10 protein-coding genes and 1 tRNA gene are annotated in these 13,176 nt (G+C 53.7%); 10 read left to right on the forward strand and 1 reads right to left on the reverse strand.

From position 1 onward, the window contains the following. Positions 1-14: 14 nt before the first annotated feature. The 3 genes from OGM61_09550 to OGM61_09560 are packed head-to-tail and all read left to right on the forward strand — an operon-like array spanning position 15 to position 6,634. Positions 15-2,996 (forward strand): type I restriction endonuclease, encoded by a 2,982-nt coding sequence (locus OGM61_09550; protein ID UYI84095.1) that lies wholly within the window; start codon positions 15-17, stop codon positions 2,994-2,996. Positions 2,997-3,026: 30 nt separating this feature from the next. Then, positions 3,027-3,965, forward strand: a complete 939-nt coding sequence (locus OGM61_09555; protein UYI84096.1) for a DUF1837 domain-containing protein — start codon at positions 3,027-3,029, stop codon at positions 3,963-3,965. Then, positions 3,962-6,634 (forward strand): DEAD/DEAH box helicase, encoded by a 2,673-nt coding sequence (locus OGM61_09560; protein UYI84097.1) that lies wholly within the window; start codon positions 3,962-3,964, stop codon positions 6,632-6,634. Before OGM61_09555 ends, OGM61_09560 begins: the two co-directional genes overlap by 4 nt. Before the next feature lie 408 nt (positions 6,635-7,042). Here the strand turns inward: OGM61_09560 and OGM61_09565 are convergent. Then, positions 7,043-7,118 (reverse strand) — tRNA-Pro (locus tag OGM61_09565). A 143-nt stretch (positions 7,119-7,261) separates the two neighbouring features. Between OGM61_09565 and trmB the strand changes: the two genes are divergently transcribed. The 7 genes from trmB to OGM61_09600 all read left to right on the forward strand — a co-directional run bounded on the left by trmB (position 7,262) and on the right by OGM61_09600 (position 13,135). Next, on the forward strand, positions 7,262-7,951 hold the full coding sequence (gene trmB / locus OGM61_09570) for a tRNA (guanosine(46)-N7)-methyltransferase TrmB (protein UYI84098.1): 690 nt from the start codon (positions 7,262-7,264) through the stop codon (positions 7,949-7,951). Next, a complete protein-coding gene (locus OGM61_09575; GenBank protein UYI84099.1) occupies positions 7,906-8,661 on the forward strand; it encodes an exodeoxyribonuclease III in 756 nt (251 codons plus the stop codon). The genes trmB and OGM61_09575 overlap by 46 nt, the downstream gene beginning before the upstream one ends. After that, positions 8,655-9,629 carry a tRNA dihydrouridine synthase DusB gene (gene dusB / locus OGM61_09580; GenBank protein ID UYI84100.1) on the forward strand — a complete coding sequence of 325 codons (975 nt, stop codon included), beginning with the start codon at positions 8,655-8,657 and terminating at the stop codon, positions 9,627-9,629. The genes OGM61_09575 and dusB overlap by 7 nt, the downstream gene beginning before the upstream one ends. Before the next feature lie 21 nt (positions 9,630-9,650). Further along, entirely contained in the window at positions 9,651-10,226 is a 576-nt protein-coding gene (locus OGM61_09585) for a sigma-70 family RNA polymerase sigma factor (protein UYI84101.1), read from the forward strand. After that, complete coding sequence (locus OGM61_09590; GenBank protein UYI84102.1) at positions 10,223-11,107, forward strand: zf-HC2 domain-containing protein; 885 nt, start codon at positions 10,223-10,225, stop codon at positions 11,105-11,107. The genes OGM61_09585 and OGM61_09590 overlap by 4 nt, the downstream gene beginning before the upstream one ends. A 276-nt stretch (positions 11,108-11,383) precedes the next feature. Next, positions 11,384-12,055: a redox-sensing transcriptional repressor Rex gene (locus OGM61_09595; protein UYI84103.1), complete on the forward strand. Its 672-nt coding sequence runs from the start codon at positions 11,384-11,386 to the stop codon at positions 12,053-12,055. A gap of 24 nt (positions 12,056-12,079) precedes the next feature. Beyond that, positions 12,080-13,135, forward strand: a complete 1,056-nt coding sequence (locus OGM61_09600) for an S-layer homology domain-containing protein (protein ID UYI84104.1) — start codon at positions 12,080-12,082, stop codon at positions 13,133-13,135. Positions 13,136-13,176 lie beyond the last annotated feature (41 nt).

The raw sequence follows: 13,176 nt of genomic DNA on the forward strand, positions 1-13,176 counted from the left end.
AGAGGAGGAAATGTATGTTTACAAACACAAAGGAAAGCGGACTTGAAGTGCTGATCGTAAACTGGCTTGTTGAGCACAACGGATATGAAGAAGGCTCCAACACCGACTACAACAAAGAATACGCCATAGATGAGACTCGGCTTTTTCGGTTCCTGCAGGATACGCAACCGGAGCAATTAGAGAAGCTGGGTATCCGGAAAAGTCATCAAAAATACGCACAGTTTCTCAACCGCTTACAGGGCGAGATTTCTAAGCGCGGCATAGTTGACGTGCTGCGAAACGGCATCAAAGTATACCCTGCCGACCTGATCATGTTTTACCTGACCCCCTCTGAGGGCAACGCAAAAGCGAAGGAGCTGTTCCAAAAGAATATTTTCAGCGTTACACGACAACTCCGCTATTCACAGGATGTAGCCAAACTGGCATTGGATCTGTGCGTATTTATCAATGGTCTCCCGGTTATTACATTTGAGCTCAAGAATCAGATCACAAAGCAAAATGTTGATGATGCCGTTCAGCAGTACAAGGATGACCGTGATTCCAGAGAGATGCTGTTCCAGTTCAAACGCTGCATGGTGCATTTTGCCGTAGACGATGCCCGTGTCAAGTTCTGCACGAAACTTGCCGGACAAGACAGCTGGTTTCTGCCCTTTGACAAGGGATATAATGATGGTGCAGGAAATCCACCAAATCCCAATGGCATCATGACTGACTACCTTTGGAAAGATATTCTTGCAAAGGAAAAGCTGACGCTGATTATAGAAAACTACGCGCAGGTCGTTGTCGAGGTGGACGAGGACACCAAAAAGAAAAAGGAAAAGCAGATTTTCCCCCGCTACCATCAGCTCGATGTTGTAACGAAGCTACTTGCCGATGTGAAAACAAACGGTGTCGGAAAAAAGTATCTTATTCAGCACAGCGCAGGCAGTGGCAAATCCAACTCTATCGCTTGGCTTGCTCATCAACTGATTGGGCTTGAACAGGACTGTCGCCCGATGCTGGATTCCGTTATTGTAGTCACCGACCGCCGGATTCTCGACAAGCAGATTCGGGATACTATCAAGCAGTTCATGCAGGTCGGCAACACGGTCGCATGGGCGGAGCACTCCGGCGATCTCACGAAAGCCATTACAGATGGAAAGCGTATTATCGTGACCACGATTGAGAAGTTCCCGTACATCGTTCCACAGATTGGAGCAGAACACAAGGATAACCATTTCGCCATTATCATCGATGAGGCTCATTCCGGACAGAGCGGAAGAAACTCTGCGCAGATGAACCTTGCACTTTCAGGGCTTGCTTCTGATGACGAGATGGATAACGAGGATAAGATCAACGCCATGATGGAAGGGCGTAAACTGCTGAACAATGCCAGCTACTTTGCGTTTACCGCAACCCCGAAGAATAAAACGCTGGAAACCTTCGGCGTTCCGTATCAGGACGGCGACGATATCAAGCACAGACCTTTCCATGTTTATACGATGAAACAGGCAATCCAAGAAGGGTTCATTCTGGATGTGCTGCAATACTATACGCCTATCGACAGCTTCTATAAGCTGATGAAGACCGTCGAGGATGACCCGATGTTCGATAAGAAGCGGGCGCAGAAGAAGCTGCGCAGCTTTGTGGAAAGCGACAGCTATACCATTGCCAAGAAAGCGGCTATGATGGTAGATCATTTTCACGAACAAGTCATTGCCAAAGGAAAAATCGGCGGGCAGGCTCGCGCTATGGTCGTGACCTCCAGCATTCCTCGCTGTATCGAATATTATTACGCCATCAATAAATGCCTTGCGGATAGGCACAGTCCATATAAAACGATCATCGCCTTTTCCGGCGAGAACAAGTATCAAGGTCAGGAACCGCCGCTCACCTCTGCCGGATTGAACGGCTTCCCGGATGCTAAGATACCGAAAGAGTTCAAAAAAGACCCATATCGCATTCTCATAGTTGCGGATATGTTTCAGACGGGCTTTGATGAGCCGCTACTCCACACCATGTATGTGGACAAGGTGCTTTATGACATCAAGGCGGTACAGACGCTCTCCCGCTTGAACCGCTGCTGCCCGAAAAAGTACGATACCTTCGTATTGGACTTTGCAAACAAGCCGGAGATGATTCAGGAATCATTTTCGCGATATTACCGCACCACGATTCTGTCCGGCGAAACCGATCCGAACAAGCTATACGACCTGGTTGCAACAATGGAGGAATACCAGGTGTTCTCCAACGAAGATGTCGAGCGGCTTGTCAATTTGTACCTGGATGGAGCGGATCGCGACAAACTTGATCCCACATTAGATGCCTGTACTGCCGTTTACAAGCAGTTTGACACGGATGATCAGATTAAATTTAAGAGCGCAGCAAAGGCGTTCGTGCGTACATATGGCTTTCTCGGAGCGATTTTGCCGTATGGTAACGCAGACTGGGAACGGTTGTCCATCTTTCTTAATTTGCTGATACCAAAGCTGCCGTCTCCGCGAGAGGACGATCTTTCGCAGGGGATTCTTGAAACGATCGACCTCGAAAGTTACCGCAACGAGGCGCGTGAGGTCATGTCCATTCGCCTGGAAGATACCGATACGGAGGTGGCTCCCGTACCGGCGGGAAAGGTTGGGCATATCGTTGAACCTGAAATGGATTTGTTGTCTGTCATTCTCTCCAATTTCAATGATATGTTTGGTAACATCAATTGGAATGATGCGGATAACGTGCGGCGGCAGATCCTTGAGATACCGGCCATGGTCTCTAAGGACGAAAAATATCAGAATGCCATGAGAAACTCTGATGAGCAGAGTGCGCGCTTGGAAAGCGAACGTGCTCTGCAGCAGGTCATCTTTTCGATTATGGCGGACAATATGGAGCTGTTCAAGCAGTTTCAGGACAATCCATCATTTAAGAAATGGTTATCCGACCTTGTATTTAATCTGACCTACAACAAGGACGGAAAGCCTTATGAAGCGCCCAACTCTGATATAGCTTCAAAAGAGAACTAATTATATGCGGCAGATTGGAGGACCGAAAGAATGAGCGAATCTATTTCAGCGACAATAAAAAATAGTGGATTAACCTTGGACAGCGTTTTTGTAGAGGTTCAGCATTCCGAGGGACTCAATCTGCCCAAAGCTAATCATATCCGCTTCTTCCACACCGCAATGCGTGGAAACAGATTGTCGACAGATAATTTACAGGTATTTTTGCGTAGAAACCTTGCGCGTTATGTTTTCTCCAGAGCACAGCTTGAGAATTATCGTATAAATGATGACCTCGATTCTGCCGTATCCGAAGCTATGCGCATCATGGCTGAAAACGGCGGATCATCTGCCGAGGGAACAGGAAATATGCTGGATGAAATCCTTGTATATGCGTTTCTTGAGGAGAAATTGAAAGCGCCCAAACTTATGAGCCGCGTGGAATTATACACGGAAATGGCACAATTCCGCAGCGAGTGCAAAGGAATTCATCTACTATCACCGAGTGATTTGCCCCAAAACACAAAGTTTCAAATGGTCTTTGGTGCATCCAATATTGTGGATGATGTCAAAACAGCTATCGACCGTGCGTTTGAAACAATTAGCAAGATTGACTCCCATGAGAGTCGCGAAATATTAATGGTACAGAAAACGGTTTTAGATCAGTTCTTCAACCAGGAAGAGGTTGCCCTGCTTAGTGATGTCCTCATTCCGCAACCAGGAAAGCCGGAAACATATGACACGGCATACGGTGTTTTCTTGGGGTATCAATTGGGCTTGAACCCTACCGGGCGCGGCGATGATTTTGAGGCTCTTGCAGAGCAAAAAATGCTCTGCGATATCAGAGAGCACGCAGGTTATATCTCAGAGAAGATTTCCGCAGCAGGATTGACAGGACACTCGTTTTATGTATATATTGTCCCATTCAATGATGCCGAACAGGAAAAAGCACAAATTATGGATGCCGTATTGAGAGGAGGGGCTCCGATATGAACCAGCACGAAAAAATGCGACTTGGAGATGTCCTCTTCCAGGGAATAGACGAAAATGATTACCTGAATGAGCTTTATAAGAATATCCTTTACAACTATGCGATTACGGTGCTCCAAATTACCAACATTAAACAACTGCGCGGTGTTAATGTGGATGACGCATTGCGATTTGCAGACCTTCTTTCGAAATCAACTCATGTAGAAAAGGCTGATTCTCACAAAATTTGGGCGCATGAGATTATTACCATGTTGCTTACTTTGTACCCAGATGATGAAGTTGTACACTATTATGCTGGGTCTGTATTGACAAGCACGGGGAACTTTATGGGAAGAAAACTCGTGCAATCACAGTATGTTGAGCCTACCGTGATGGATGAACTGTTTTCTACATTGAGCGACTTGTACCTTACTGTTCCTGCCGCTCCTGAAAAGAAGTTCTTTCAGCAACAGCGAAAGGTTTACGAGCATTTGGATGATGCGTGCTTTAGTTACTCAGCGCCCACGTCTATGGGAAAGTCGTTTATCATGCGTATGTTTATTAAAGAACAGATATTGGCCGGTAAAAAGAAGAATTATGCGCTGATTGTCCCGACCAAAGCACTTATAAACGAAGTGCGAAGCGAAATCATTCGAAATGACCTCGAAAACTTGTTGGATGAAAATCAGTATCATGTGGTTTCTTCTGCTAATGATATGGCCTTAGAAACCCACCCCGATCATAATTTTGTTTTTGTCCTGACACCGGAACGCTTGCTTTATCTGCTTAATGACAAACCGGATTTCGTGCTGGATTATCTTTTTATAGATGAGGCTCATAAAATGACAGGGCGCAACAGCAGAGCACCATTTTACTATTCAGTTGTGGATGAACTAAGCAGACGAACTGCAAAACCTAAGTTTATCTTTGCGTCACCCAATATACCCAATCCACAGGAGTATTTGAGCCTTTTAGCTTCTGGTGAATACGATAAGCAAAATGCTATTGCTTCAGCATTCTCTCCGGTGGTTCAGTTTAAGTTTCTTGTAAATCTGAAAACGAAGCAGATTTACATATATAATGACCATCTGAAAACTCTGGAGTACATCTGCTCCATAAATGCCAATCCCGAAGACGGCGTCATTCCGCTCATGGGGCTGTTCTATAAAAACAGTGGCGAACGCACAAGCAGAATGATTGCGTATTTTAGTAGTAAGGATAAAGCCATCAATGCTGCACTTACATTTGCAGAGTTACAGAAACAGATTGATGGTGGAACCCAAAAGCAGATCGATCCGGAGCTTGCAGAATTGGCACGAGATGTTCGCAACCAAGTGCATAGGGACTATTTCCTGGCAGGACTCTTGGAGCAAGGTATTGCATATCATATAGGATACCTGCCGTCGGCGATTCGTATGAGGATTGAAAAACTCTTCAAAGACGAAAAGATTACGGCGATGTTCTGTACAAGCACATTAGTCGAAGGTGTTAATTTACCTGCAGATAACCTGTTTATCACAAGCTATTACAGCGGACGTGCGCAGATGACGGACGTTGATTTTAGAAATCTCGTTGGCCGAGTCGGTCGAATACAGTACAATCTCTCCGGCAATGTATTCATGATCAGCGATGAGACCCGAAATAATAAACAGGACGTATACCTTGATAAATTGAAATCAGGGATTCCGGATCAACATCTTTCTTTGGTGCAGGATTTGAAGCCAAAACATAAAAAGCGAATAATAGAAATCCTTTTAAGCGGTAGTTCGGTTATTGACAAATACAACGACGACCAACCCGAAGAAGAATACATCATGATGCGAAAGTTTGGCCTTATTCTTCTGAAAGATATCCTGCATGATAATGATAGTCTGATTCAACAAGAATTCAGAAAGTACATGAAAGACGGCGATGAAGAAAAAATAAAGAACATTTTTTCTCAGTATACCCCTATCATCGATAGTGATATAAACATTTCGCTCGATCAAACTCGAAAATTGCGTGCAGCTATTTCGGCAGATTCCACATTCGCCTATCCATTGCCGGAGTCGAATGGCAGCTTCAACGTTGACGAAGTGTTTGGCTTTCTAATCCGATTGGGCGATATTTTTGATTGGAAACGGTATGAGTACAGTACTCTTGGAAAATGCGATGAGGATGGTGACTACACTAAGCTCCGTTGGTATGCAGTCATATTGGTTCAATGGATGGAAGGCAAGGGCCTAAACTATATAATGCGGCGAGCTGTGGAATACCAAGAAAGACACCCCGAAAAGTTCTGGATCAACAGGTATACGAAGCAGTATTACGACAAAAACTCGTTGGAACACAGAAATATTGTATTTGCCAATACGCTGGAGGTAATAGAAAATGTAATCCTATTTAGCATTTCTAATTACTTTTTGCGCTTTTCCAATGAATACAAGCGTGTCCACGGCGAAAAATCACTTAACAGGAATAATTGGTATGAGTATGTTGAATACGGCACTACCAATGAAGTCACCATTCAATTGCAGCGGTATGGTTTTTCTCGTGAATCTGCAACTTACATCAAGGCACACCCACAGTACTTTACGGTTGATGGTGAAGGGAATGTTCATGTCAAAAACGATTTGGAAAACTGTGGAGACAACGAAGTTGTGCAGCAAATTCCAGACATTCGCTTCAATACACCGGAGTTGTTTGTGGAATAACCTTAACTTTTTAGTTGTTCCAAATAAAGCAAACAAGGACTTTCGAAGTCAGTATTTGACCTCGAAAGCCCTTGCTTTATGCCTTTTTCGGCGGTTTGGACCCCGGAGAAGGCTCTTGCTTTCTACCGCATCAAAGCAGTTCGATGCGAGTAAGGCAGGAGCTTGAGCGGTAAATAACCAAATCTGCTGTTTAACGAATACCCCCAGTAGGTCAACGACTACTCGGCTGTTTAACGATTACAGCAGAGCAGAAAGCTGCAATCCCCATAAAACGCACGAATCCCCGCTGCAGAATTGCTCTGCAGCGGGGTTCACTTATGTGCCGAAATAGCCGAAAAGCCTGATTTCAAGCGGTTTTCGGGCATAGAAAAAGTCCACCGTAATTCTATCAAAATTACGGTGGACTTATGGTCCGAGTGACAGGGTTCGAACCTGCGGCCTGATGGTCCCAAACCACCCGCGCTACCAGCTGCGCTACACCCGGATATGGAATTTCGCAATTTGCATAAAATAAAGTTTAACATATTCTTTAGAAATGCGCAACGGTTTTCTGCGTTGCAGTTTTCGGGCGCGTGTGGTATGCTCTAAACATCAAATCAGGACTTGTTATGACAGGAGCATCAACCTATGAGAATGCGAAAAAAGCCCAACCTCGTCCCTCGCATGGAGCGCTGCGCGGCCACGCTGATCACTGACCCCGAGGCGCTGCGCGGTCACTGGCTGGAGCACTTCCCCGGCCATCAGGCGCTGCAGCTGGAGCTCGGCTGCGGCAAGGGCCGCTTCACAGCGGACACTGCGGCGCAAAATCCGGATATCTTCCTCGCCGCGATTGAAAAAGTTCCGGACGCCATGGTCGTCGGCATGGAGCGCGTGACCGAGCGCGGGCTCGAAAACGTGCGCTTTCTCGACCGGGACGCAGCCAACCTGCTCGACATGTTTGCCCCCGGCGAGGTCTCTCGCATCTACATCAACTTCCCCGACCCATGGAAAAAATCCCGCCAGCACAAGCGACGCCTGACCTATGCGGGCTTTCTGGCGCTGTATGCAAACGTGCTGCCGCTCGGCGGCGAGATCTGGTTCAAGACCGACAACGACCCGCTGTTCGCCTTCTCACTCGAGCAGTTCGCGCAGGAGGGCTGGGAGCTGCGCGAGGTCACGCACGACCTGCACGCCGACGGCCCTGTCGGCGTCATGACCGACTATGAGGCGAAATTCTACGATCAGGGCATCACGATCAACCGCTGCGTAGCGGTGAAAACGGAGGACACGAAATGCGACTTGTATCCTGGAACGTCAACGGGCTGCGCGCCTGTGTGACCAAGGGCTTTGCGGACACGTTCCGCGCGCTGGACGCGGATATTTTCTGCCTGCAGGAGACGAAGCTCCAGCCCGGGCAGATTGCGCTCGACCTGCCGGGCTACCATCAGTACTGGTGCAGCGCCGAGAAAAAGGGCTACTCCGGCACCGCCGTGTTCACGAAGGCCGAGCCGCTCGACGTGCAGTATAACCTCGGCCTGCCGCAGCATGATCTCGAGGGCCGCGTGATCACGGCCGAATACCCGGAATTCTACCTCGTATGCGTCTACACGCCGAACGCGCAGGACGGTCTGCGCCGGCTGGAATACCGGATGAGCTGGGACGATGCGTTCCGCGAATTCGTCTGCTCGCTCGACCGGCACAAGCCGGTCGTCATCTGCGGGGACATGAACGTCGCCGCAGCGGAGATCGACCTGAAAAACCCGAAGCGCAACGTCGGCAACCCCGGCTTCAGCCCCGAGGAGCGCGCGAAGTTTCAGGAGCTGCTGCACGCCGGCTTCACGGACACGTTCCGCGCCCTGCATCCGGACGAGACGGACGCCTACTCGTGGTGGAGCTACCGCTTCCACGCGCGGGAGAACAATGCCGGCTGGCGCATCGACTACTTCCTGTGCTCGGACCGCGCGGCGGAAAAGATCGAGACGGCCAGCATCCTTTCCGACATTTACGGCAGCGACCACTGCCCCGTGGAGCTCGAGATCGCATGGTGAAGATCGGAAACGTCGAGATCTGCGGCCCGCTCACGCTCGCGCCCATGGCGGGCGTGACCGATGCGCCGTTTCGCGCGCTGTGCCGCGCGCAGGGCGCCGCCCTCACCTGCACGGAAATGGTGAGCGCCAAGGCGCTGGTCTATCACGATGAAAAAACGAAGCAGCTGCTCTGGTCGCCGCCGGACGAGCACCCCGCCGCCGTGCAGATCTTCGGCCACGAGCCGGAGGTCATGGCCGAGGCCGCGCCCATGGCGCTGGCATACTCCGGTGCGGACATTCTGGACATCAATATGGGCTGCCCGGTGGGCAAGGTCATCCGCAGCGGCGACGGTTCGGCGCTCATGCGCGATCCCGAGCTCGCCGGGCGCATCATCGAGGCGGTCGTCAAGGCCGTCGATGTGCCCGTGACCGTGAAATTCCGCAAGGGCTGGGACGGCGGAAACGTCAACGCCGTGGCCTTTGCGCAGATGTGCCAGCAGGCGGGCGCGGCCGCCATCGCCGTGCACGGGCGCACGCGCGTGCAGATGTATGCCGGCCGCGCCGACTGGGACATCATCCGTGACGTCAAGCGCGCCGTGACGATCCCCGTCATCGCCAACGGCGACATTTTTTCCGGCGCAGACGCGGCGCACATCCTGCGCTACACCGGCGCCGATCTGGCAATGGTCGGCCGCGGCAGCTTCGGCGACCCGTGGCTGTTCGCACGCGGCAACGCCGCCATCGCCGGCGAGCCGGAGCCGCCGCTGCCGCCGCTGCGCGAGCGGATCGAGGCGGCACTGCATCAGATCGAATTTGCCGCCGAGATCAAGGGCGAACGGCTGGCGTGCCTCGAGGCGCGCAGCCAGTTTTGCTGGTATCTGCGCGGTGTGCCGCACGCCAATGCCTACAAGCAGGAGGTCGTGCACGTCGAGACGCTCGACGACCTGCGGCGCATCACGCGCGCCATCCAGCGCGACTTGCGGGACTGACCGCAGAAAGGCAAGGAAACCATGGACCGGGACGAGGAACGGCGCATCATCGCTCAGGTGTGCGCCGGGGACACCAACGCCTTTGAGGCGCTGGTCGTCGCCTACCAGAAACAAGTGTATAACCTCGCCCTGCGCACCGTCGGCAACGAGGAGGACGCCGCTGACATGACGCAGGAGGTGTTCCTGCGCGCCTATCGGGCGCTGGGCACGTTCCGCAGCGAGAGCAAGTTCTCCGTCTGGCTCTACCGGCTGACGACGAACGTGTGCATCGACTTCCTGCGCAGCCGCCGGCGGCACCCGACCGTGTCGCTCACCGCCTCCGAGGACGACGACGAGCAGCCGCAGTTCGACCTCCCCGCCGACGAGAGCGTCGGCCCGGAACAGCAGCTGACCCGCAGCGAAATGTGCCGCTCCGTCGCGCGCGAGCTCGACGGCCTGTCCTATGCCGAGATCGGCAAGGTGCTGCGCCTCGAGGCCGGCACGGTGAAATCGCGCCTGTTCCGTGCGCGGCGGCGGCTCTGCGATTTCCTGCTCGCCGACGGGAACCTTCCCGACCGATATGCGTCAAAGCAGACGAAGGGAGGTGCAGACGGATGAGCGCCTGTGAACATTACCAGCAGCAGATCAGCCAGCTGCTCGACGGCGAACTGCCGCCGGAGCAGGTGCAGACACTGCGCGCACATCTGCGCACCTGCCCCGAATGTCAGCGCGTTTATGACGACTTTCTGGCGCTTCAGGCCGCCGTCCGTGACGCGGCCGCCGCGCCGCCCGCCGACCTGACCGCGCGCATCATGCAGCAGGTGCGTCAGGAGCCCGTGCCGATGCCGCCGCGCTCCGCCGCCCCGGCGCGCCCGGCGCGGCATGTGCAGCCGACGCCCATTCGCAGGGCTGCTCAGCCCCGGCCGGCCGCGCGAAAGCGCCCGGCCGCCGGCCGTACGTCTCCCCTGCTGCCGATCTCGGTCATGGCGGCGTGTCTCGCGCTGATCCTCGGTGCAACGCTCTGGTTCGTGCCGCACAGAAGCCAGCCGAGCGGCGCCGACACCGCGCTCGACAATGCGCAGGCGCCAACCGTGACCCTGTCTCCCTCCGTTAAGGAAGAGGATGCGGATGGTCGGAAGCAGGACAGTCTCCCCGCTCCGGAAAGCGCGCCGGTGCTCGACGACAGCGTCAGCAGTCTGCTCTTCTCCGTCCCGGCGGAAAGCAGCGCGGACAGCACGACACTGCACATCTCCGACCGCAAGACCATCGAGGCGCTGTCTGCGCTTTTGGTGCGGACGCAGCCGGTACAGCCGCTCGATGCCGACCGGACACCGCTGTGCGTGCTGGAAGAGACCAGCGCCGACGGCGTGACCACACGTGTGACCGTCTGGTGCGACGGCAAGGACGTGGTCTTCGTCAGCAGCACGGATACACAGTATTACCGCGTGCCCGACGCCGCCGCAGAGTTTTGCCGGCTGACGGGCCTTCCGGAAAACTGAACACCAGGATCGGCTCCTTTGACCCGGCAGGCAAACGCCTGCCGGGTTTTCACTTGCACGCGCTCCCGCTCCCCCACTCGCCATTTTTCAATCATTCGCTGCAAAACGACGACAAAAAACCACAATTTTTCGAGCATCCTTGGCAACCATTTACTTGAAACACGCGAAAACGTGTGTTATAATTTATCTTGTCTGCTTGTACCTTGCTATTTTCGTAACAAACAGATGTATTTCTTAACAATATGGTGTCTTTTGCCATCAGGAGGATAATGACTCGTGAAACGTATCAAAGTATCGAACAATGTCATCAGAAGAATGCCCCGCTATCTCCGGAAGCTTGACGATCTGAATGCTGCCGGGATCGAGCGCATCTCTTCCGGCGAGCTGGGCCGCCAGATGGGCCTGACCCCCTCGCAGATCCGTCAGGATTTCAGCTGCTTTGGTGAGTTCGGCCAGCAGGGCTATGGCTACAACGTTGTGGCGCTGCGCGGCGAGGTCGCCAAGATCCTTGGCATGGATCGCAACTACTCGGCCGTTCTGGTCGGCGTCGGCAACATCGGCCGCGCGCTGGTGGAGAACTTCTGCTTCGAGCAGTACGGCTTCACCCTCAAGGCCGCGTTCGACATCAACCCCGACCTCATCGGCAAGGAAATGCACGGCATCGTGGTGCATGACTTCTCCACGCTCGACAACATTCTTGCCGAGCTCCAGCCGGACGTCGCCGTTCTCTGTGTGCCGAGGGCCATGGCCAACGACGTCGCCAATGAGATCTGCTCCGTCGGCGTGAAGGCCATCTGGAACTTCACGAACACGGAACTGCAGATCAAAGATGCCGACCCGATCATCGAAAACATCCACTTCTCCGACAGCCTGCTGGCGCTCGGCTACTACATTGCCGAAAGCCAGGACGAGGCCGAGGCCCGCGCTGCGAAGAACAAGAAGGCCTGACAGCCCGCAAAGGAGGTCTGCCCCTTGAAAATCAAGCGACTGATCTCGTTGCTGCTGACGCTGATGCTGCTTGCCGGCACGGCGCCCGCTCTGGCTGCCGACGCCGGCAGTCGGCAGGATCCGCTGCTGTCGCACAGCTTTGTGGACAGCTGGTCGTCTGCGGTGCTGAGCCACGCCGAGGCCACGGCGCATTCCGCCGCGCAGGCCGCACTGGACAAAGCCCTGCAGACGCATGACGCGGCGCTGCACAGCACCGCCGCCAAGAGCCGCATCTGCACGCTCAACGCCGGCAGCACGGTCGCGCTCAAGACCGGCGACTGCTTCACCGTTCTGAGCGGGAGCGCTGGCGTGACCATTTCCGCCGGTGTGCTCGTCGACACGACCGACGGCAAAAAGGCCGCCTCCGGCGCGCTGCACACGGCGCACCGCTACATCGCCTGTGAAAATCTGCGGGCGACCATTACCTGCGAGCAGACCGTCTCGCTGCTTGTGTCAGCGAGCGCTTCCGTCACGCGCTTCGTGGATGTGCCCGCCGGTGCATGGTATGCTGATGCCGTGGAATACGTTGCTGCCAACGGTCTCATGGACGGCGTCGGCGGCCGATGTTTCGCGCCGAATGACGCGCTCACGCGCGCCATGTTCGTGACGGTGCTGGGCCGGCTTGTGCAGATCAACGAAGCGGACTACACGAGCGTTTCCTTCACCGATGTCACGCCCGGGAGCTGGTACGCGCCGTATGTCGAATGGGCCGCGCAGCAAAACATCGTCAACGGTATGGACAGCGGGCGCTTTGAACCGAACACGCCGATCACGCGCGAACAGATGGCGACCATCATCGCGCGCTATGTGCAGAGCACCGGAAAAGCACTTCCCACGATCACCGACCCTGTCACGCTGCGGGATATGAACGCGGTCTCCGACTGGGCGCGCGACGGTGTGGAGCTCATGCGCACGACCGGGATCATCGCCGGTGATGAGCGGGGTTACTTCAACCCACGCGGACTTGCCACGCGCGCACAGGCCGCCACGGTTTTCATGCGGCTGCGGGAAGCGAGCCTGCGCTCGCAAACACAATCATAAAACGATCGGATCGGCGGAGCCAGCGGCTCCGCCGATCTGCG

The sequence above is a fragment of the Clostridiales bacterium genome (assembly GCA_025757645.1).
Classification (GTDB): Bacteria; Bacillota; Clostridia; order Oscillospirales; family Oscillospiraceae; genus CAG-103.